Annotated in this window: 20 protein-coding genes; 1 reads left to right on the top strand and 19 read right to left on the bottom strand. The window is 35.6% G+C overall.

Annotated elements, in window-relative coordinates:
- Positions 1-8: 8 nt before the first annotated feature.
- A complete protein-coding gene (locus ACI6PB_RS00100; RefSeq protein WP_025085635.1) occupies positions 9-1,304 on the bottom strand; it encodes a hypothetical protein in 1,296 nt (431 codons plus the stop codon).
- Between the two features lie 72 nt (positions 1,305-1,376).
- On the opposite strand from ACI6PB_RS00100, the gene ACI6PB_RS00095 reads away from it, so the two are divergent.
- Positions 1,377-2,306, top strand: coding sequence for a hypothetical protein (locus ACI6PB_RS00095; protein ID WP_025085634.1), 930 nt, complete (start codon positions 1,377-1,379; stop codon positions 2,304-2,306).
- A gap of 148 nt (positions 2,307-2,454) precedes the next feature.
- Here ACI6PB_RS00095 and ACI6PB_RS00090 read toward each other — a convergent pair whose 3' ends face one another.
- The 18 genes from ACI6PB_RS00090 to dnaA form a co-directional block, all read right to left on the bottom strand.
- Entirely contained in the window at positions 2,455-2,901 is a 447-nt protein-coding gene (locus ACI6PB_RS00090) for an Rrf2 family transcriptional regulator (protein WP_025085633.1), read from the bottom strand.
- Positions 2,902-2,962: 61 nt separating this feature from the next.
- Positions 2,963-3,811: an NAD(P)H-binding protein gene (locus ACI6PB_RS00085; RefSeq protein WP_025085632.1), complete on the bottom strand. Its 849-nt coding sequence runs from the start codon at positions 3,809-3,811 to the stop codon at positions 2,963-2,965.
- 154 nt (positions 3,812-3,965) lie between these two features.
- Entirely contained in the window at positions 3,966-5,252 is a 1,287-nt protein-coding gene (locus ACI6PB_RS00080) for an adenylosuccinate synthase (protein ID WP_404327554.1), read from the bottom strand.
- A 20-nt stretch (positions 5,253-5,272) separates the two neighbouring features.
- The gene (gene dnaB, locus ACI6PB_RS00075; RefSeq protein WP_404327553.1) at positions 5,273-6,649 is read right to left on the bottom strand and encodes a replicative DNA helicase; all 1,377 of its coding nucleotides are present in this window, start codon (positions 6,647-6,649) and stop codon (positions 5,273-5,275) included.
- 7 nt (positions 6,650-6,656) lie between these two features.
- Positions 6,657-7,112, bottom strand: a complete 456-nt coding sequence (gene rplI / locus ACI6PB_RS00070) for a 50S ribosomal protein L9 (protein ID WP_025085630.1) — start codon at positions 7,110-7,112, stop codon at positions 6,657-6,659.
- Positions 7,113-7,123: 11 nt separating this feature from the next.
- Complete coding sequence (locus ACI6PB_RS00065; RefSeq protein WP_025085629.1) at positions 7,124-9,124, bottom strand: DHH family phosphoesterase; 2,001 nt, start codon at positions 9,122-9,124, stop codon at positions 7,124-7,126.
- A gap of 132 nt (positions 9,125-9,256) precedes the next feature.
- On the bottom strand, positions 9,257-9,793 hold the full coding sequence (locus ACI6PB_RS00060; RefSeq protein WP_309510597.1) for a hypothetical protein: 537 nt from the start codon (positions 9,791-9,793) through the stop codon (positions 9,257-9,259).
- A gap of 38 nt (positions 9,794-9,831) precedes the next feature.
- Entirely contained in the window at positions 9,832-10,371 is a 540-nt protein-coding gene (locus ACI6PB_RS00055) for a DUF3278 domain-containing protein (RefSeq protein ID WP_025085626.1), read from the bottom strand.
- Positions 10,358-10,561 (bottom strand): helix-turn-helix transcriptional regulator, encoded by a 204-nt coding sequence (locus tag ACI6PB_RS00050; RefSeq protein ID WP_404327983.1) that lies wholly within the window; start codon positions 10,559-10,561, stop codon positions 10,358-10,360. The genes ACI6PB_RS00055 and ACI6PB_RS00050 overlap by 14 nt, the downstream gene beginning before the upstream one ends.
- A gap of 324 nt (positions 10,562-10,885) precedes the next feature.
- On the bottom strand, positions 10,886-11,122 hold the full coding sequence (rpsR, locus tag ACI6PB_RS00045; RefSeq protein WP_025085410.1) for a 30S ribosomal protein S18: 237 nt from the start codon (positions 11,120-11,122) through the stop codon (positions 10,886-10,888).
- Positions 11,123-11,142: 20 nt separating this feature from the next.
- Positions 11,143-11,700 carry a single-stranded DNA-binding protein gene (ssb, locus tag ACI6PB_RS00040; protein ID WP_025085411.1) on the bottom strand — a complete coding sequence of 186 codons (558 nt, stop codon included), beginning with the start codon at positions 11,698-11,700 and terminating at the stop codon, positions 11,143-11,145.
- A gap of 37 nt (positions 11,701-11,737) precedes the next feature.
- The gene (gene rpsF, locus ACI6PB_RS00035) at positions 11,738-12,034 is read right to left on the bottom strand and encodes a 30S ribosomal protein S6 (protein WP_025085412.1); all 297 of its coding nucleotides are present in this window, start codon (positions 12,032-12,034) and stop codon (positions 11,738-11,740) included.
- 200 nt (positions 12,035-12,234) lie between these two features.
- Positions 12,235-14,739 carry a DNA gyrase subunit A gene (gene gyrA / locus ACI6PB_RS00030; protein WP_309510599.1) on the bottom strand — a complete coding sequence of 835 codons (2,505 nt, stop codon included), beginning with the start codon at positions 14,737-14,739 and terminating at the stop codon, positions 12,235-12,237.
- Between the two features lie 17 nt (positions 14,740-14,756).
- The gene (gene gyrB / locus ACI6PB_RS00025) at positions 14,757-16,706 is read right to left on the bottom strand and encodes a DNA topoisomerase (ATP-hydrolyzing) subunit B (RefSeq protein ID WP_404327552.1); all 1,950 of its coding nucleotides are present in this window, start codon (positions 16,704-16,706) and stop codon (positions 14,757-14,759) included.
- Positions 16,706-17,827: a DNA replication/repair protein RecF gene (recF, locus tag ACI6PB_RS00020; protein ID WP_404327551.1), complete on the bottom strand. Its 1,122-nt coding sequence runs from the start codon at positions 17,825-17,827 to the stop codon at positions 16,706-16,708. The genes gyrB and recF overlap by 1 nt, the downstream gene beginning before the upstream one ends.
- Positions 17,828-18,037, bottom strand: coding sequence for a S4 domain-containing protein YaaA (gene yaaA / locus ACI6PB_RS00015; protein WP_025085416.1), 210 nt, complete (start codon positions 18,035-18,037; stop codon positions 17,828-17,830).
- A 239-nt stretch (positions 18,038-18,276) separates the two neighbouring features.
- Positions 18,277-19,413 carry a DNA polymerase III subunit beta gene (gene dnaN, locus ACI6PB_RS00010; RefSeq protein ID WP_025085417.1) on the bottom strand — a complete coding sequence of 379 codons (1,137 nt, stop codon included), beginning with the start codon at positions 19,411-19,413 and terminating at the stop codon, positions 18,277-18,279.
- A 158-nt stretch (positions 19,414-19,571) separates the two neighbouring features.
- Positions 19,572-20,948: a chromosomal replication initiator protein DnaA gene (gene dnaA / locus ACI6PB_RS00005; RefSeq protein ID WP_025085418.1), complete on the bottom strand. Its 1,377-nt coding sequence runs from the start codon at positions 20,946-20,948 to the stop codon at positions 19,572-19,574.

The following is a 20,948-nucleotide window of genomic DNA, read 5'->3' as shown; positions in this document are numbered from 1 at the left end:
ATTAGCCCCTAATTAACATAGAATGTTATTCCAGTTGAGATTTGTGACATCAAATTAGACAAGTCTGACGAACTAATTTGCATACCTTCGTTATAACTTGAACTTCCTGCATAAATGAAGCCTAATGTAGAACTGTTGGTGAAGTAAATTGACTTATTCAAATCAGAATTGTTCTTTAACCAGAAGACTGGTGTTGCCGAATTAAAGTCAGCTGTCGTATTATCAGGATTGGTTATTCCCAAATCTTCCAGATCACTATCACTAGCATTAGTAACGTATTGTCCATAATTGCTATTAGTATTATCCGTAATTATTGCATCTGAATTACCATTACTAATTAGTTTTTTAATCGTATATTTACCGGAACCGACCTGTGAACTAGTAACATTAATATAACCATCTTCGGCTACATACTTTCCGTTAACTTTAGTCATTAAAGCTAACTTATTAGTGCTAGTGTTATAGTACAAAGCAGTCTTCCCAGTTATTCCTGCTTGAGTTAAACTATCTGAAGCGCCGCTTGAGAAATTCAAACTAGAAACGATATCAACATTAGCCGGTGTATACTTCTCCGTCAGAGGAGCACTTCTCAATGCCTCTAGCTCCTGTTTAACTGCTTCAACACGAGAACTCTCACCTTGGTGTTTAGAGAAATACTGGTCCATTTTGTTGACAGCTTCATTCCAACGATTCTCAATCGTCTTATTTTTAATTAATTTAAAATATGTATTAACCATTGAGATCTTTTTAAAACTCAAACTAGAGTTATCATTATTGAATTCTTGCCAAGTTTTATCCAGATACTTATCTGCATCCTCAGTTTGTTCAAACCAAATTTGAATCGTATCTAACTTATTACGCTGCTTTTGATAAACATCCTGATTCTTTTCTTTTAAAAGCGCCGCATCTAAATCATTGATTTTTTGACTTGTCACATCATCCTGATAATTATTTTTACCGTCATACAATGCGGCTACGTCTTTGGCACGATTTTTTCTTGCTTGAATATAATCTTCCAGTTGTTGATACTTTTTTATATTGCTAGGTGTAATCACATGCCCATCACTAACCTTAATGACCCTACCAATAAAGTTTAAAGTAGGATAATCCAAATTAGTTTTCAGTACCTCTAATTCTTTATCCTGATATTGACTAGATATCTTTGAAGTTACTACTGCATTGACTACTCCACGTGAAAGCATAATGAAAAAGATGGCAGCCGTAATCGCACCAACAATACCAGCACTCACTAATAGATAATGTTCTGATTTCGTCTTACTTTTTAAATCTTTCTTATCTTTCATCATTTTCCCCAAATATCTAGTTCATCTTGTTATTATTATAGTAAATTATTATGCAAATAAAGGGTGTATATTTTGAAAAAATTAAACAAAAAATATATTAAATGGATAATTATTCTAGTGCTGATAGTAATGATCGTCACTAGTTATGCCCTCAATCTCGGAAAGATCAAAGACAAGACAGTTAATGGCATCGCACAGATCACTATCCCATTTTCATTGATCGTTAATCCCAAAAATATTGATGAGGATATTGCCCCTAAAGCTGTATCTTTAAACGATGGCGATATGACTAAGAATAAACAACAAGCCTTAAATATTCTTAGCACTATCAATGATGACTATCATAGTACAGATGAGTTATCATTTTTGTCCAATGATCAAGAAAAAGCCTTATTAAAAAGGGTCAATAAGAAACCTCATCGCTATATAACTAATATGACTATTCTCAACTTTGGTAAAGATATTCACGGAAAGTACATAACTATCAGTTGCAATCGTTACGATGATACTAAAACCATTGTTAGTTATCGCTATCGAATTTACCACAAAGGCGATTCAATTACCTCTGCCAAATATCTAAATACCCAATCTAACAAATATCCACCACAATATCTTCTTGAAGACATTGATATGGGTAAAGCTGGTGTTGATCAGGCCAAAAGTTTCACACAGCGTCTCAAAACAGCCATTATCAATTCCAATCTTACCGCTACTAACGCAGCTAATCCTGGTAACTTCAATCAGATATCTATTAACTTAGGATTAAACCCTGATAAAAGTAACACTGGCCTATTTAAATTAGCTCGTAATGCTAATTCCCGTGTCAGCAATTTTGCAATTGTTGGTTATCAAATTTCCGATATCCCCAGATACACTCGTATTTACTTAAAACAATTAAGCAAAGATAACACATATTATTATACGTTAACTTACAGCCGTAACAGCAGTCGCTTTATTAATTTTCAGAAAGGCATCATTTCAACTGATACACTAAATAAATAGTTTTCATGAAAAGTGTTTTGAACAAATCTAAAAACGGCATCCATTTAGAAACGTAATTACATACGTTTATTCTAAATGAATGCCGTTATTTATTAAAAAATTCAAAAAAGATAATAATAGAACCGTTTAAATTAACCAATGAAATGACCTATTTTGAATTAGATAGCTTCTTTTTTTCATTATTCTCTAAAATCCCGTCGATAATCTGTTGCAAACTTATCTGAGACATACTATCTTCAGCATCAGCTTGGATACGATCATAAATTCCTGTTAAAGTGTCTTGAATATTCCCGCCAACAATACACTGAGGATTAGTTTTCTCATCAATGTGTAATAATTTTTGATTATCTTCAATGGCCCGATAAACATCTAATAGACTAATTTCCTTAGCTGAGCGTCCCAACTTTGGTGCTACCTTTCCTGGTTGACTCATCAATAATCCAGCTTTTTTTAAACGTGACATCATTCTTCTAACCAGACTAGGGTTAGATTCAATACTACTGGCAATAGCATTACTAGACAAATCACCATCTCGTAAAATGTCCACATAGGCTAGGATATGAACACCATCACTTAACTTACTTGAAAATTTCATAATATTCTCCTCCTAGTAAATACTCATTAGTATAGTATGACATTTCAAGAAGGGATGACAATTATTTTTCACTAACAATCTCCAACGCTTTGGTCAAAGGTGTCAATTCCCTACCTAAAACTTTTGGTAAATCGTCACTATTTTCATCCAAGTTGCCTTGGCGAATCAAATCTTGAATTGAAGCCACAATCTCAGCTGTTCCTTCATCCATCCCTGAGTCCTGTAAATCCTTTTGAAAATCAGAAATACTTAAGGATTTTACATCGAAATCACCCTTGATGGCATTTGCTAAATCTTGGTATGTTCGACTAGTTCCAGAAAATTCATAGATATCCTTCGGAGTATTTGAAGTTAGAACCTTGGCAGCAGCTTCAGAATATTCAGATTCCAAAGCCCAACCAACTTTACCATCCCCGGCTGCATAAACAAATGGTTTTCCATTAAATGCTGCTTTGATAGTTGCTGTTTCATTCTCTAGATACCAATTATTACGTAAAAATGAATGATCAATTCCAGTTTTTAAAATCAATTTTTCCGTAGCTTTGTGGTCACTTGCAAGTGGTGCCTCTGAAATATTAGCGTGGGGAAAACTAGTGTAGGCAATATAACCTACTTTGGCATTCTTAGCCGCTTTCACAATATTTTCATGTTGAGTCAATCTAGCTACTGGTCCACCTGGTTGTGATGAAATAAATAATAAACGATCGATTCCCTTCAATGATTCTTCCAATTGTTTTTCATCTGTATAGTCGCCTGAGCGAACTTCTACACCTTCAGGGACAATTTGTTCTGCCTTTTGAGTATTTCTAGCTAAGGCGACGATATTGGCTGCTGGCACTAATTTTGCCAACTCCTTGATTGCATTTTGTCCAAAGTGTCCTGTTGCTCCAGTTACTCCGTATGTTGTCATAAATATATCCTTCTCTCATTATTGTTACTTTATTATTAACTTGTTATATTTATAATAACATCATTGGATATAATTACAAAAAATAAGCTCAAAAAAAGCACTAAGGATTTCTCCTCAGTGCTCTACCGTTGAATTTAGTTAGTTTATATATTTTTTAATCTTTCCAGACATCATTTACTTCAATTGTTTGTTCTCTATCAGGACCAACTGAAACAGTGGCATATTCAACACCTAATTGATCTTTGATAAAGTCAAGATAATCCAATGCTGCTTGAGGTAATTCTTTCAAACTCTTAGCTTGAGTCATATCCTCTGTCCAACCTGGGAATGTCTTGTAAACTGGTTTGCACTTAGCTAGGACGTTCAAGTTAGCAGGATATTCATCAATGATCTTGCCATTCAAATCATAACCTGTACAAATCTTGATTTCTTTAAGTCCTGTCAAAACATCCAAACAGTTCAATGACAAGTGAGTTACACCTGATACATTACATGAATGTTTTAGAACAACTAAGTCTAACCAACCGATACGTCTTGGACGATGTGTAACTGTTCCATATTCATGTCCAGCTTCACGTAAGAAGTCGCCTTCCTCGTTCAATTGTTCTGTTGGGAATGGACCAGCACCAACACGGGATGTATAAGCTTTAACTACACCGATAACATTATCGATCAAAGGAGCACCAATACCGGCACCAGTAGTTACACCACCAGCTGGATTTGATGAAGTTACATAAGGATAAGTACCATGATCAATATCAAGCATGATTCCTTGTGCACCTTCAAATAGAACATTTTGACCGTTCTTTAATTCTTTATTTAAATAGGCAGATGTATCAATAACACGATTTTTAAGTTGTTGACCAATTTGATAATATTTTTCAAAAATATCGTCAAAATTCATTGGTTCAACACCATAAATTTTTGTGAATAGTTCATTCTTTTGCTTAAGATTTTCTGTCAATAATTCCTTAAACAAGTCTTTATCAAGAATATCAGCCATTCTAATACCAACACGTGAAGCTTTATCAGTATAAGCAGGTCCGATTCCACGGTTAGTTGTACCAACTTTAGAATCACCCTTAGCTTTTTCTTGTAACTTATCTAATTCAATATGATAAGGAAGAATCAACTGTGCACGATTAGAAATCTTTAAATTAGTTGTATCTACACCTTGATCATGAAGATGACCTAACTCTTCTTGTAGTGATTCGAGGTTCAAAACAACACCATTTCCAATAACACTAGTCTTATCTGAATACAAAATTCCTGATGGGACAGATCTTAACTTGTAAACGTGATTATCGATATTTAAGGTATGTCCAGCATTATCTCCACCTTGGTAACGTGCAATAATGTTAGCTTCGCCACTAAAATAATCAGTAATCTTACCTTTACCTTCGTCGCCCCATTGGGTACCTACTACAACAACTGTCGTCATTTCTTCTACACCTACACTATTTAATTTTCTGGAATATTTGCTATTGATGAAAACTTATTATAAGACTTTACAAACAATAGCTTAGCGGTTCCTCGAGGACCCGAACGGTTCTTGCTGACAATTACTTCAACTTCACCTACATCTTGATCCTCAGGATCCTCTTGATTATCATTGTCATCCCCATCTTCATCACGATAATAATCATCACGATAAAGAAAGGCAACGATATCAGCATCCTGTTCAATTGAACCAGATTCACGGATATCTGACAACATTGGTCTTTTGTCTTGACGCGCTTCCACACCACGGGAAAGCTGTGATAACGCGATTATTGGTACATGAAGTTCTTTTGCTAATTTTTTCATACCACGAGAAATAACAGAAACTTCTTGTTGTCTATTTTCTTGACCAGTACCTTCGATCAATTGCAAATAATCGACGATCACAAGATCCAATTTGCCGCTTTCTTTTAACAAACGACGACATTTAGATCTAATTTCGGCCATCTTAACACCAGGAGTGTCATCAATATAGACATTAGTCCGAGAAAGACTTCCCATGGCCACAACCAAACTGTTCCATTGATTCTCATCCAATTTACCAGTTCTTAGTGAATTAGCATCAATACTACCTTCAGAACAGAGCATACGGTTAACTAACTGTTCAGCACCCATTTCCAAAGAAAAGATAGCTACGGTAGCATTCGACTTAGTCGCTGCGTTTTGGGCTAGGTTCAAAGCAAAGGCAGTTTTACCAACACCTGGGCGGGCGGCTAAGATAATCAATTCGTCTTTATGTAAACCAGTTGTCATCGCATCAAGATCCTTATAGCCTGTTGAAAGTCCTGTAACATCACTATCCTGATCATATAACTTGTCAATCTCTTCGAAAGAAGACTTTACAACATCCGAGATTCGTCTGAATCCCTTATGATTTCTATTCTCAGAAACATCCATGATGTCCTTTTCAGACTGATCAATGATACTGTCGACATCTTCATCTTCTTCAAAACTACGAGAGACAATGCTAGTAGCCGCATTGATCAAGCGTCTCAAGACAGATTTGTTCTTAACAATCTTGGCATAATAAGACGTATTGGCAGCAGTAGGAACTGCATTAGCTAATTCAGCTAAGTAGCTCACCCCACCAATATCTTCAATTTGATTTTGACGATCTAGTTCATTTTGAACTGTCACGACATCAACTGGTTCTTCTTCATCATTTAAATTCATCATGGCCTGAAATACTAATTGATTGGCATGTTGATAAAAATCATCAGCCTCAACGTATTCCATAGCTTCAATCAAAGCATCTTGGCTCAGAAAAACCGCTCCTAATACGGCTTGCTCAGCATCCCTATCATTGGGCGGTATTCTTGAAGTTATATCATTATTCATTTATATCCTACTTCTTTTCAGCAACATGAACTCTAATTGTGGCTTCGACACCTTCGAATAACTTAATAGGTACATTAATATATCCAAGTGACTTAATACCATCAGTTAGTTCCATCTTGTGTTTATCAACTTTAATATCATATTGTTTGCTAAGTTCGTCAGCAATCTTCTTAGTTGTTACTGAACCAAATAGTCGACCATCGGCACCTGATTTAGCAAGAACTTCAACAACAGTCTTGTCGTTTTCGATTTCACCTTTAAGAACTTTAGCTTCAGCTTTTTCAGCCTCATAATCTTTGGCTTCACGATTTTGTTCAGCCTTCAATTTAGCTATATTAGCCTTAGTAGCTTCGATAGCTTCATTATTCTTAATCAAAAAGTTTTGGGCGTAGCCTGTAGCGACGTTCTTTACTTCACCCTTTTTACCTTTACCTCTAACATCCTTTAGGAAAATAACTTTCATAATGACCCTCCTTATTTCTTGTCGGAACTTGTCAAAACATCAATTAATTGACGTTTAACATCATCTACTGTTGAATCCGGAATCTGAGTTGCGGCATCAGACAAGTGTCCACCACCGCCAAGTTTTTCCATAATGACTTGTACATTGACATTACCCAAACTACGAGCTGAGATACCAACCCGACCATCTGGACGTTTGCTAATTACAAATGAAGCCTCAACATTATCTAATGATAACAATGTATCAGCTGCCTGGGCAACAATAACTGGATCGTAAGGCTTATCCTCTTCGCCAAAACAAACCGCCATGTTCCCATTAACCATTGTTACTGTTTCGATTAGATGATTTCTCTGAATAAATGAATCAATATTTTCTTTTAGAACATTTTGAATAACTGTCTCGTCAGCACCAACTGAACGTAAGTAACTGGCCGCATCAAATGTTCTAGTACCAGTTCTGAGTGAAAATGACTTCGTATCAACGGTAATTCCAGCTAATAAGGCTGTTGCTTCGATCTTCTCGATGGCCTTCTTATTCTTTGGTTGATACTCAAGCATTTCAGTAATCAATTCACTTGTTGAAGAAGCGTAAGGTTCAATGTAAATTAACATTGGATTCTCAGGGAACTCTTCACTTCTTCTGTGGTGATCAATGACAACGATCTTTTCGTTCTCACCCTTATACAAATCAGGATTGATAGAAATACTTTGCTTAGAATGATCCACCATTACGATCAAAGTCTTCGATGTTCTGATAGCGATTGACTCATCTGGTGTAATGATGTCCTTCTTGATTTCAGGATCTTTATCGATCATTCCCAATAGACGACTAACATCAGAATGCAAAGTATTTGGATTGATAACAACTTTACATGGTGTATTGTTCATCATGGCAATTCTTCTAATACCCAATGAAGACCCCAAAACATCCATATCAGGGTGTGAATGACCCATGACAATAACTTGGTCGCTATCTTTCAATAACTCTTGTAAGGCTTCACTGATCATTCTGGCACGGACACGAGTTCTCTTTTCCATTGGATCAGTATTTCCACCATAGAAACGAGCCTTCTCACCGATTTCCTTAACTACGACCTGATCTCCACCTCGGCCAAGTGCCAAGTTAAGATTCTTTTGTGCTTCATCGTTAAGTTTGTGCAAATCATCTACACCGTAAGAGAAGCCCATACTTAAAGTAAGTGGAACGTTCTGTTGAGATGTAAACTCACGAATAGTATCGAGAATCTTAAAGCCATTTTTCTCCATATCAAAGATACGTCCTGTATAGGCCATGATGAAGAAATGATCGTCATCAATTCGCTTCAAAAACATTTGTTCCTTAGATGCCCAATTGGACAATTCATTAGTAATGTAATTATCCAAATTAGATACATCACGATCACTCATTGACTGTGTTATTTCTGCATAATTATCCAAGTAAACTTGACCGATTACTGAACGATTATCCTCATAACGTTTTTCAATTTTAGAATAATGTGTGATTTCAAACAAATATATTACTTTCAATTCACTTTGGACTTGTACTAAGAAGTACTTATCGTCAATTTGAATTGTCTTACTATCGGCATGATTATCTTCATCGATCAATTTCGACAATTCCGCTGATATATCTTTAACACTCATACTGTTTGACGGATTAAAGCCCGTCTTCTCTACAAAGTAGGGATTAACCCATTGAATCTGTTTATCAGTATCATACAAAAGTATTCCCAATGGATACTCAACGAAACTGTTATCCGTTCCCCGATCAATCCGATACTGCAAGTTATTTGTGTACTTACCGGCCTTTTCACCTAATAATAAAAACAAATAAACAAACAATACTAATGAAATGATAACCAAAATAGCTTGAATATAACCACTAATGGAACCATGGAACAATCCAACTACTAAAATCGATAGCAACATCACGATCAAAGAGATCGCCGTTAGTTGAGTCGAATGGTCAACTCGAGAAAGGAAGAATTTCAGATTAGATTTTATCTTTTTCATATTAGTCCCCTCTTAGATATACCTCTTAATTTTATCACAGCCAACCTTTTCTTTCTTCATATATAACATCAGTCTTGGGAACAAAAACACCCACACTCCTTAGATAAATAAGGAAATGTCGGTGTTTTTCAATTATTTGTCGTCTTTAACGACATTAATACTTCTTCGCTCTTTGAGATACATAAATATACTAAAAATCACAGTGAATATCAATGCGTCTGTAATTCGACGTGGATCAAACAAATTATTAAAAAAACTATTCCTATTTGCATTTAACGCTACACTTACTAACCAATAAATCAAAAACTCCATTGGTGCCATTTTGATCCAATAATTCTTGATGGTCTTCATTGTTTTCTTTTTCTTACCAGGACTGATTTCTTTATTACCCAATTTTTTCTTTGCCAGTGGAATAGAAATGAATCCGATAAGAATAGCGAAGGTCATAATTATTTGAATAAGCATAGTTACATATAACGTATTTTCATAGTTTTTTACATCCGCATTTATTAAATAGATAGTCGATCCCAAAGCAAACAACATTTCAAATACAAAGAAAGCAAACGCTGCACGTATTGCGGCCATTCCCAATTCACCCTTAGTTCTTTCATCGACCACTGCCGTTGAACCTAAAAACCATTTAATTACGAATCTATCGAATTTATTCATATCTTCCCCCTCTGAGCTTGTAAAAATTTAGGTATAGTTTAACTTTCATCTTTTAGCAATCTAACCTTAGATATATCAATACTTATAAAGATAATCGTTAAAACTACTGATGGTTGTAAAGCCTGACGGATAGATGACCAACTCAATAAGGTGTTCATAAAGTTTTGACCATTAAAATCAAGGGATGTTACTAACAACCAGATAAGAAGAAACGTCATTGGCAGCTTTGTCAGATATTTATTAAAAATTGATTTGATTACATTTCTTTTTTCCTCTTTAGTTGTGACCTCTTGATTAAGAATGCCCCTGCGTTTCAGTCTAAAACTGGTAAAGAATGTGATAATACCTATTACTAAAAATAAATGTAATGTCATTATGAATAGGAGGAATGATTCAAGATCTTTTATTGTACCGAAATATATGTAAGTACCAATCCCAATATTGAACAGTACTTCAAAAATGAACACTGCTATCAATGCTTCTACGGAAAGCTTGCCAATTTCTGATTTCACTTGTTCATCTATTACACCTGGTATTCCAAAGAACCATCTTAATACTCGGTCATTAACTTTCTTCATCTTCATCCCTCCAAAACAATGTATTCAAATCAGTATCCAAAACCCAAGCTAATTTTAAGCACAAATCTAAAGATGGATTATATTTACTATTCTCAATTAAATTAATCGTTTGACGCGCAACTCCAATTTCTTCCGCTAAGGCCATTTGCGATAATTTTTTAGCACGTCGATATTCACGAACCCGATTCATTGATTCACCTGTTTTCTTAAAAGTCATATATAGTTGACATTTTTAATATAAGGCATATCAGTCTTCATGTCAACTATATATGACATTTTAGTAACCGCTATCATTTTATTTATAAAAAATAAAGAGAGTTAAACCCTTCTTAGGTCTAACTCTCTTTATTATCTTCACTTCATACATCCACTTAATAACTTCTTTTAATAGAGATACTGTGTGACTGCTTGTGTTTCTATCGAACGCATACATAATGCCCTCTAAGCGACATAGTCGCTAAGAGGGCATAAAAAAAAGACCACCTGAATGTGATCTTTAATTAATTGTGAAGAATTAGTCTTCAGCAACGAATGGTAATAGAGCCATGATTCTTGCTCTCTTGATAGCTACAGTAAGTTTACGTTGGTTCTTAGCACTTGTACCTGTAACACGTCTTGGCAAAATCTTACCACGTTCTGAGATAAATCTCTTAAGTAAGTCTGTGTCTTTGTAATCGATGTATTCGATATGGTTAGCAGCGATGAAGTCAACTTTACGTCTTCTACGTCCGCCTCTTCTTTGTTGGGCCATTATAATTGCTCCCTTCTATATTAAAATGGTAAATCGTCATCTGATATGTCGATTGGTTTACTATTGTCAGCAAACGGATCGCTCATATTATTGTTTGAATTGTTAGATTGATTATTGTTATTACTATTGTTGTTACTTTGGTTATTATTGTTTCCATATGGAGACTGATTTGATTGACTTGGTTGATTATAGCTAGGTGCTTGATTTGAATTAGCGTTGCTAGAAGAACCATTGCCAGAGTTTCTCTTTTCAGATTCTGAACGAGATTCAAGTAATGAGAAATTATCAACGACAACTTCTGTTACATAAACTCTTTGACCTTGTTGGTTTTCATAGTTACGTGTTTGAAGACGTCCATCAATTCCAACAAGAGAACCTTTGTTAGTAAAATTAGCAAAATTCTCGGCAGCTTTTCTCCAAATAACACAATTAATAAAATCGGCTTCACGTTCACCTTGAGAATTAGTAAATTGTCTGTTTACAGCAACTGTAAAACTGGCAACCGCTGCCCCATTGGCAGTGTATCTTAATTCAGGATCACGTGTCAGGCGTCCAACTAGAACTACTCGATTAATCATTTATCTGCCTCCTTAAAATGTTTCACGTGAAACAAAACTAATCTTCACGTCTAACGATCATGTGACGAAGAATGTTATCGTCGATCTTTGAAAGACGGTCGAATTCGTTAATTGCTTCATCATTTTCAGCATCTACATTGATAATATGATAGATACCTTCTTTGTAGTTAGCAATTTCATATGCTAAACGTTTCTTTTCCCAGTCTTTTGAGTCGATTACTTTTGAGCCGTTGTCAGCAATAATCTTATCGTAACGATCGATTAATGTCTTCTTTGCGTCTTCTTCAATATCAGGTTTAATGATATATGTAATTTCGTAATGTGCTTCAGCCATGGACTGTACACCTCCTTATGGTCTAATGGTTCTAATTAAAGAACAAGGAGCATAAATTAACTGCAATTTTATACTCACAAGTTATGAGTTTATCATAAATCCCTACCAATTACTAGAAAAAATTCTAATAAAAAATCGTTTCTGCCTGACACGCGTCCCGATTAGGATACATATCTAAATTACGCAGAAACGATTGATTTTTAATTATTATCTGTTTCAGATGTTTCGTCATTAGTTGGTGTCTCATTATCAGAAGATGAATCATCGTCTTCCTCATCTGAGTCATCAGCAATCTTAGCCATAGTTGAAACGATTGAATCATCATCAACCTTGATTAATCTAACACCTAAGGTTGCACGTCCTGTTTGTGAAACGCTATGAACACCAAAGCGAATCATAACACCTTTGTCAGTAATCAACATGATATCTTCATCGCCATCAACTACTGTCAATCCAGCGATTGGACCGTTCTTTTCAGTAACGTTAGCAGTCTTAATACCTTTACCACCACGTCCCTTAACAGGATATTCGCCGACGGAAGTTCTCTTACCATAACCTTTTTCGGAAATAGTTAGAATTTCTTGTCCTTCTTCAGCAATTGAAGAACCGACAACATAATCTTCCTCACGAAGCTTAATACCACGAACACCAGCAGCAGTTCTTCCCATTGGACGAACATCACTTTCCTTAAATGTTACGGCATAACCTTTATGAGTTCCGATAATAATAACTTTATCACCATCTGTTAAGAAGACATTAGTCAATTCATCTTCATCCCTAAGAGTGATTGCACGTAAACCAGAGTGTCTGATATTAGCAAAATCAGTTACCGGAGTACGTTTAACTGTTCCATATTTAGTCACGAAGAACAAATATGAATTATCGACATCAACATCACGGTCAACATTGATAACAGTTTGAATCTTTTCACCCTTTTCGATGTTCAAAAGATTAATAACCGGAATTCCCTTGGCTGTACGGCCATATTCGGGAACCTCATAACCTTTGATTCGATAAACTTTACCAGCATTTGTAAAGAACAAGAGACGGTCATGTGTTGATGTATAAATCATTTGTTCAATGAAATCATCATCATGAATCCCCATACCTTGAACTCCACGGCCACCACGATTTTGAACACGGAATTCATCCGCAGACAAACGTTTGATATAGCCATTGTGTGTTAATACAACTAGAATGTTTTCTTCTTCGATTAGATCTTCATCTTCGATATTAGCAACTTCGCTAGCACGAATTTCAGTTCTTCTATCATCACCGAATTTTTCTTGGATTTCCAACAATTCATCATAGATGATCTTATCAACACGTTCTGGTTTAGCCAAAATATCTTCAAAGTCAGCAATCTTAACTAACAAATCTTGATATTCTGCTTCAACTTTGTCACGTTCCAAACCTGTCAAACGAACCAAACGCATATCCAAGATAGCTTGTGATTGTTTGTCAGATAATTTGTACTTATCCATCAACGTTTGTTTGGCAATTGCTGAAGTCTGGGAACCACGGATGATACTGATGATTTCATCAATATGATCCAAAGCAATTCTCAAACCTTCAAGAATGTGAGCACGAGCTTTAGCACGTCTTAATTCAAATTCAGTTCTACGTCTAATAACGATTTCTTGATGCTTCAAGTATTCAACTAAGATGCCCTTCAATGAGAAGACTCTAGGAGTCTTACCCACAATAGCAACCATATTGATACCATATGAAATTTGAAGTTGTGTCAATTTGTAAAGATTATTAAGCACTACGGAAGCACTCATATCACGACGAATATCAATAACGATACGCATACCTTCACGGTCTGATTCATCGTTCAAATCAGTAATTCCTTCTAGCTTTTTCTCACGAGCTAATTCAGCAATTCTTTCAACAAGACGAGCTTTATTAACCATATAAGGAAGTTCAGTAACAATAATCTGTTCTGCGCCACTCTTCTTAGTAACTACATCGACTTTAGCACGTAGAATAATTGTTCCTTTACCATTTTCATAGGCTTTTCTGATACCAGAACGACCCATGATAATTCCGCCTGTTGGGAAATCAGGTCCAGGAATAACTTTCATCAAGTCAGCGACAGTAGCGTCCTTATTTCTCATCAAAATATGAAGTGCGTCAATAACTTCTTTTAAGTTATGTGATGGAATATTAGTTGTCATACCAACAGCGATACCAGTTGCACCATTAACCAAAAGGTTAGGGAATCGGGCTGGCAATACCATTGGTTCTTTTTCTTCACCATCGTAATTAGGAACAAGATCAACAGTATCTTTGTTGATATCACGCAACATTTCAACTGCCATCTTACTCATTCTTGCTTCGGTATAACGCATAGCAGCGGGTGGATCACCATCAATAGATCCAAAGTTTCCGTGTCCATCAACTAATGGATAACGATAACTGAAATCCTGTGCCATTCTAACCATTGATTCATAAATAGCCGAGTCCCCATGAGGGTGATATTTACCCATAATATCACCAACGAAACGGGCACTCTTCTTATATGGTTTGTCAGGTGTAACACCTAACTCATTCATACCATAAAGAATACGACGATGAACTGGTTTTAGACCATCACGTACATCAGGTAAAGCACGCGACACGATAACACTAGCAGCATAGTCAACGAAGGAATTCTTCATGACTTCTGTCAAGTTAACATTTTCTATTCTATGATCTGCCATTAAATTGCCATCCTCCCTTAATAATCTACTTCAGCATATCGTGCATTTTCTTCAATAAATTCTCTTCTAGGTTCAACTTTATCACCCATCAACATTGAGAAAATCTCATTAGCTTCGATAGCATCATCGAGGTTAACACGATCCAATCTTCTATTCTCGGGATCCATAGTTGTTTCCCAAAGTTGATCAGCATCCATTTCACCAAGACCCTTGTAACGTTGGATCTTTGGTTCTGGCTTTGGTGGTAATTGTTCAACAAAATCGTCTTTTTCCTTATCAGTATCAAAGTACTGCATCATCTTACCTTGACGTACTTGATACAAAGGTGGCTTGGCAATATAAACATATCCTGCATCAACGACCGGACGCATATATCTATAAAGCAATGTCAAAAGTAAAGTTCTGATATGAGCACCATCGACATCGGCATCGGTCATGATAATGATCTTGTGATATCTTGCTTTGGAAATATCAAAATCCTCTCCAAAACCTGTACCCATAGCTGTGAACAATGTTCTAATTTCTTCATTAGCCAAAATCTTGTCCATTGAAGCTTTTTCAACGTTCAGGATTTTACCTCTAATAGGTAGAATGGCTTGTGTTAAACGTGAGCGACCAGTTTTAGCGGAACCACCGGCAGAATCACCCTCGACAATGAATAATTCAGAAATTTCAGGATCTTTACTGGCGTTATCGGCTAACTTACCTGGTAAATTACTGATTTCCAATCCATTTTGCTTTCTAGTTACTTCACGAGCACGCTTAGCAGCTAGACGAGCTTTGGTAGCAAGAGAACCTTTTTCAACAATTTTCTTAGCAACGTCAGGATTTTCCATCAAGAATTTAGAGAAATGTTCACTAAATAAACGATCAGTAATTGTTCTGGCATCACTATTTCCAAGTTTAGTCTTAGTTTGACCTTCAAATTGTGGATCTGGATGTTTGATTGAAACAACAGCTGTCATTCCTTCACGAACATCTTCACCAGATAATTTTTCAGTATCTTTCAACATTTTATTTTTGTGAGCGTAATCGTTAATAACACGTGTCAAAGCTGTCTTGAAACCAACTTCGTGAGTACCACCTTCATAGGTATGAATGTTATTAGCGAAAGTCATCAAATTAGTATGATATTCATCGGTATATTGCAATGAAACTTCAACTGTAATACCATCTTGAACACCTTCAAGATAAATTGGCTCATCAAAGAGAACTTCTTTATCCTTATCCATAAATTCAACGTAACTTCTAATTCCGCCTTCATAATGGAATACCAATTTTTCAGCTGTATCAGCTCTTTTATCTGTAAATGTAAGTTTGAGTCCTTTATTTAAGAAAGCTAGTTCACGAATTCTAGTTGTTAAAACTTTATCATCGTAAACAGTCGTTTCAGTAAAAATATCAGGATCTGGCACAAAGTGAACTCTCGTACCATGTTCAAATTCTTTAGCATCACCAATAATGTGCATAGCATTGTTGACTTTACCACGTTTAAAGTCGATGCCATAGCGTTTTCCGCCACGAACAACTTGCACATCTAGTTCACTACTCAAGGCGTTAACAACTGAGGCACCAACACCATGAAGTCCACCAGATACCTTGTATCCGCCACCGCCGAATTTTCCTCCGGCATGCAAAATTGTATAAACTGTTTCAAGAGCTGGTTTACCAGTCTTCTTTTGAATATCAACCGGAATACCACGTCCATCATCAGTAACAGTAATGGAGTTATCAGGTTCAACAGTAACTTCAATCTTTGTTGCGAAGCCAGCTAAAGCTTCATCAATACCGTTATCAATAATTTCCCAAACAAGGTGATGTAAACCTTGCTTACTAGTAGAGCCAATATACATACCAGGACGTTTACGAACAGCCTCTAGTCCTTCAAGAACTTGAATTTGACTAGCATCATATTCTTCGACTTGTTCTTCTCTTTTTTCTAGCTCAGCTTTTCTGTCTTCAGCCATTAAATCTCCTCCTGTTGAACTTTGCCATTATTTATATTTAAGATATTCGGATTCTTCACCAAATTAGGATCTACATCATCTATTGATGTTGTCGTGATAAACGTTTGAATTCCTTGTTTGATCGACGACAGTAAATGGGTTTGACGTTTGTGGTCAAGTTCTGACAACACATCATCTAATAAAAGAATCGGATAATCGCCAACCTGGTCCTTCATCAATTCAACTTCAGCTAATTTTAAACTCAGTGCAACCGAACGCTGTTGACCCTGTGAACCAAAATCTTGAGCATTTTTTCCATTAACTAAAAATTTGATATCATCACGATGCGGCCCTGCCAGAGTTACACCACGTTGAATCTCGCGTTGATAATTTTTCTTGAAAACATTTTTGAAAATTTCATAAATATTTTCAAGTGTTTTACCATCAGTATTGAAAAATGTACTGTAAGTAATTTCCAGTTTTTCATGATCTTCAGTTATGTTTGCATGAATCTTTTCAATATAGCCTTGAAGTTTTTGTAAAAATTGTAAGCGTGAAAAAACTACTTCAGCACAATAAGCTGCAAATTGATCGGACAAAACATCTAAATAGATCAAATCCTTTGCTTGATGATGCTGAAGTTTCTTCAAATACGCATTACGTTGTTTTAAAACCGAACGAAATTGGCTCATTGTCTTTAAATATTGCGTCGACATTTGACCAAATTCCATATCAATGAATTTCCGTCTGATTCCTGGATTACCTTTAACGATCGAAAGATCTTCTGGTGAAAAAAGAACTACATTCAAATTGCCAATGTAAGTCGACAACTTACGTTGCTCCAAATTATTCAATTTAGCTTTTTTACCAGATTTACTAATCACCAAATCTAATTTTAAGCGACTAGAGTTATCTTTTATCACGGTTCCAGAGATTCTAGCAAAATCACTGCCCCACTTAATTAAATCCTTGTCATTTGATGTTCGATGGCTTCTTGTTAAAGCTAAAAAGTACATAGCCTCTAATAAATTGGTCTTGCCTTGGGCATTCTCACCTAAGAACACATTGATGTTCGGCGAAAATTCGACCTGCAAGGATTCGTAGTTACGATAATTTTGAAGTTTTAGTTCTTTAACAAACATTTATTCAATTTCAAAAGTTTGATCACCGACAACTATTACATCGCCAGAACGCAACTTCTTACCGCGACGATCCTCAGGACTGCCATTAAGTAAGACTGAATTTTCTCTCAAAAACCATTTGGCTTGGCCACCAGTCTCAATGACGCCTTCATCTTTCAAAAGTTGACCTAAAGTAATAAATTCAGTTTCAAGCTTAATTTTTTCTGACATAATAACACCCTATTTATTAGATTTATCCATTAATGACATACCAATATTATAGTTGTTTTCACAATAAAAAACAACTTAGAACGAAATATCAGCCGTTTTGAGCAATTTTTCGGATAATGAGTATCCACCCACTAAAATTGTCCAAAAAAAGTTCTTACGCTAAACTACGGCGTTTAAATATATAATACAAAAAAAAATAGGCTGAACCGAAAAGTTCAGCCTATTTAGCTAATTTCACATTAAAATGTACGAACTGGCGTGATGAGTTGCACGAAATTATCACGATCTTCGACTGGTCTCAACGTAAATGGATGCAATGGAGAAGTGAAACTCATTTCGATTGTGGTATTGCTACCGAATGATCTCAAAGCATCTTTCAAATAATCAGGGTTGAATGAAATTTCCAAATCGTCCCCTTCAAGATTATCGAAATCCAAAACTTCCTCCACAGTACCAACTTCTGGAGAATTACCATAAAGGGTAGCTTTTTTATCCACAGCTTTGATTTCTAATTTAATCACGTTATTTCTACTTTCATGTGAAAGCAAAGATGCACGTTCAACTGAGGCTAATAATTTTGAAGAATCGAAAGTCAATTTAGTACTTGATTCCTCTGGAATTAAACGATCGGTTTCAGGATATCTACCGTCTAATAGTCTTGAGTAGAACATAATGTTGTCAAAACTGAATAAGACTTGATTTTCTGAGATCGACATTGAGATTTCTTTAACGCTATCACTGATAGTTCTAACTAGTTCAGTCAAACTTTTACCAGGAATGATCAAATTATAATCTTCATCACTAGTAATATTGATTCTTCTTTGAGAAAGACGATGACTATCTGTGGCAACGGCAGTTAGACCTTCATTGCTGATCAAAAAGTTAACACCAGTTAAAACTGGGCGACTTTCTTGTGTTGAAACAGCAATAACAGTTTGATTGACAACTTCTTTAAATACATCTGTTGGAAGAACTAATTGATTATCAGTTTCAACTTCTGGAAGGTGTGGATAATTGACGGCATCTAATCCGTTAATAGTAAATTCAGAAACACCTGATTTGATTAAAGTCTGATTATTTTCTAAAACTTCAAGTTCAAAATTGTCGCCAGGAAGTTTTTTAATGATTTCATTGAAAAATCTAGCTGGTAGAACTATTGAACCAGTATTTTCAATTTTTAAATCATTTTCAGAATTTTCTTTTGAGATGAATGAAGTAATTGAAATATCAGAATTACTTCCAGTAATAGTTAAACCACTTTCAGAAAGGTCTAATTTCATTCCGGTCAAAATTGGAATAGTTGTCTTTGTTGAAATTGCTCTTTGAACGTTACTTGTTTGGTTAATGAATTTTGATCTATCAATAGAAAATTTCATAGGTAACTCCCTTTTTTAATTAATTAATATAAATATAGAAGTAGTAGTAGGGCCTGTTAAAACTGTGGATAAGTCACTACAACTTAGAATTTATAAGATTTTTGAATGTTATTAACAGGTGTGGATAACTCTGGGAAAACTCAAAAGTTATGAACATGTTAATTTCTAAGATCATCTTTTAGTTCGTTGATGGAACGTTTTAAATCGTCATCTTTTAAAGCCAATTCGGATATTTTATCACAAGAATGCATAACAGTTGTATGATCTTTTCCACCAAATTCCATACCAATTTGCGGAAGTGACCGGTCTGTCAGCTCTCGAGCTAGATACATGGCGATTTGTCGAGGTACAACAATTGATTTTACACGTTTCTTACCTTTTAAATCTTGGACGGAGACATGATAAAATTTCGCAACTTTGCTTTGAATTTTTGCGATTGATAAACCTTTTTTATCATTAGATAGTTTGAAGGCTTTTAAAGCATCAGCAGCAACGGATTTAGTTATATCAGTGTTTTTGGTTGTTGAATAAGCTTGAACACGTATCAATGCACCTTCAAGTTCACGGACATTTGTGTCAATCTGTGCAGCGATGTAAGACAAAGTATCATTTGGAATCTCTAGGTGTTCAGCTTTGGCTTTATTTCTCAGGATGGCAATTCGAGTTTCGAGATCAGGAGCAGTGATATCAGCTGATAAACCACTAGTGAAACGGGAAACCAATCTGGCTTGTAATTTAGGGATTTCGTTTGGCAAGCGATCAGAAGTCATGACAATTTGCTTACCATTTTCGTACAATTCGTTAAAAGTATGGAAAAATTCCTCTTGAGTACCCTCTTTTTCGGCAAAAAATTGAATGTCATCTATTAGTAGTAGATCGACGTTGCGATATTCTTGACGAAAGTCATCTTGTGTTCTCATTTGGATGGAATTAATAAAGTCGTTTGCGAAAGTTTCGCTGGTAACGTACTTTACTTTAGCAGTTGGATCAAGTTTGATCATTTGATGTCCAATAGCCTGCATCAAATGGGTTTTTCCTAAACCAACGCCTCCATAAATAAATAGTGGATTGTAGACACCACCTGGATCCTCAGCTGCGGCAAGGGCTGCGGCGTGAGCCATTTGGTTTCCACTACCAACAATAAATGATGAAAAAGTATATTTCGGATTCAAATGTGAATTATGGAATATATGTTTTGGTTGAGCAGTTTCGGTGGCCGGTTCAACTTGAGGAGCAATTTCTTGTTCCTCTTTTTTTGTGGCTTCATCATCATTTTCAATAATTGGGTTGAGTTCAATTCCGTTTAGTTCATATGAGTAAATAGCAATTTTTTCGGTATAATTTCGTTCCCAGTAGTCTTTGTGAAGTTTTGTTGGGACTGAAATATAAATGTTATTTCCATCTATGTATAAGGGATTCGCACTTTCAACCCAAGTTGAATAACTGACGGATGTTAATTGAGATCTAAGTTTACTTGTAAAATAGTCCCAAAATTCTGTTAGTTTTGGATCAGTTGAGTTATTTATATTTTGCAA

This window comes from Companilactobacillus paralimentarius (genome assembly GCF_963227125.1).
GTDB classification, from domain to species: Bacteria; Bacillota; Bacilli; order Lactobacillales; family Lactobacillaceae; genus Companilactobacillus; species Companilactobacillus paralimentarius.
The sequence above is the reverse complement of the archived record's forward strand: the minus strand, read 5'-3'. Positions and strand labels throughout refer to the sequence as shown.

Excerpts from the sequence above, each read along its gene's own strand:
- yaaA (WP_025085416.1), bottom strand. The coding sequence starts at position 18,037 with ATGTCAGAAAAAATTAAGCTTGAAACTGAATTTATTACTTTAGGTCAA.
- ACI6PB_RS00080 (WP_404327554.1), bottom strand. The coding sequence starts at position 5,252 with ATGACGACAGTTGTTGTAGTAGGTACCCAATGGGGCGACGAAGGTAAA.
- ACI6PB_RS00060 (WP_309510597.1), bottom strand. The coding sequence starts at position 9,793 with ATGAATAAATTCGATAGATTCGTAATTAAATGGTTTTTAGGTTCAACG.
- rpsR (WP_025085410.1), bottom strand. The coding sequence starts at position 11,122 with ATGGCCCAACAAAGAAGAGGCGGACGTAGAAGACGTAAAGTTGACTTC.
- ACI6PB_RS00090 (WP_025085633.1), bottom strand. The coding sequence starts at position 2,901 with ATGAAATTTTCAAGTAAGTTAAGTGATGGTGTTCATATCCTAGCCTAT.
- ACI6PB_RS00100 (WP_025085635.1), bottom strand. The coding sequence starts at position 1,304 with ATGAAAGATAAGAAAGATTTAAAAAGTAAGACGAAATCAGAACATTAT.
- ACI6PB_RS00085 (WP_025085632.1), bottom strand. The coding sequence starts at position 3,811 with ATGACAACATACGGAGTAACTGGAGCAACAGGACACTTTGGACAAAAT.
- ACI6PB_RS00055 (WP_025085626.1), bottom strand. The coding sequence starts at position 10,371 with ATGAAGAAAGTTAATGACCGAGTATTAAGATGGTTCTTTGGAATACCA.
- gyrB (WP_404327552.1), bottom strand. The coding sequence starts at position 16,706 with ATGGCTGAAGACAGAAAAGCTGAGCTAGAAAAAAGAGAAGAACAAGTC.
- ssb (WP_025085411.1), bottom strand. The coding sequence starts at position 11,700 with ATGATTAATCGAGTAGTTCTAGTTGGACGCCTGACACGTGATCCTGAA.
- gyrA (WP_309510599.1), bottom strand. The coding sequence starts at position 14,739 with ATGGCAGATCATAGAATAGAAAATGTTAACTTGACAGAAGTCATGAAG.
- recF (WP_404327551.1), bottom strand. The coding sequence starts at position 17,827 with ATGTTTGTTAAAGAACTAAAACTTCAAAATTATCGTAACTACGAATCC.
- ACI6PB_RS00065 (WP_025085629.1), bottom strand. The coding sequence starts at position 9,124 with ATGAAAAAGATAAAATCTAATCTGAAATTCTTCCTTTCTCGAGTTGAC.
- rpsF (WP_025085412.1), bottom strand. The coding sequence starts at position 12,034 with ATGGCTGAAGCACATTACGAAATTACATATATCATTAAACCTGATATT.
- ACI6PB_RS00050 (WP_404327983.1), bottom strand. The coding sequence starts at position 10,561 with ATGAATCGGGTTCGTGAATATCGACGTGCTAAAAAATTATCGCAAATG.
- dnaN (WP_025085417.1), bottom strand. The coding sequence starts at position 19,413 with ATGAAATTTTCTATTGATAGATCAAAATTCATTAACCAAACAAGTAAC.
- rplI (WP_025085630.1), bottom strand. The coding sequence starts at position 7,112 with ATGAAAGTTATTTTCCTAAAGGATGTTAGAGGTAAAGGTAAAAAGGGT.
- dnaB (WP_404327553.1), bottom strand. The coding sequence starts at position 6,649 with ATGAATAATGATATAACTTCAAGAATACCGCCCAATGATAGGGATGCT.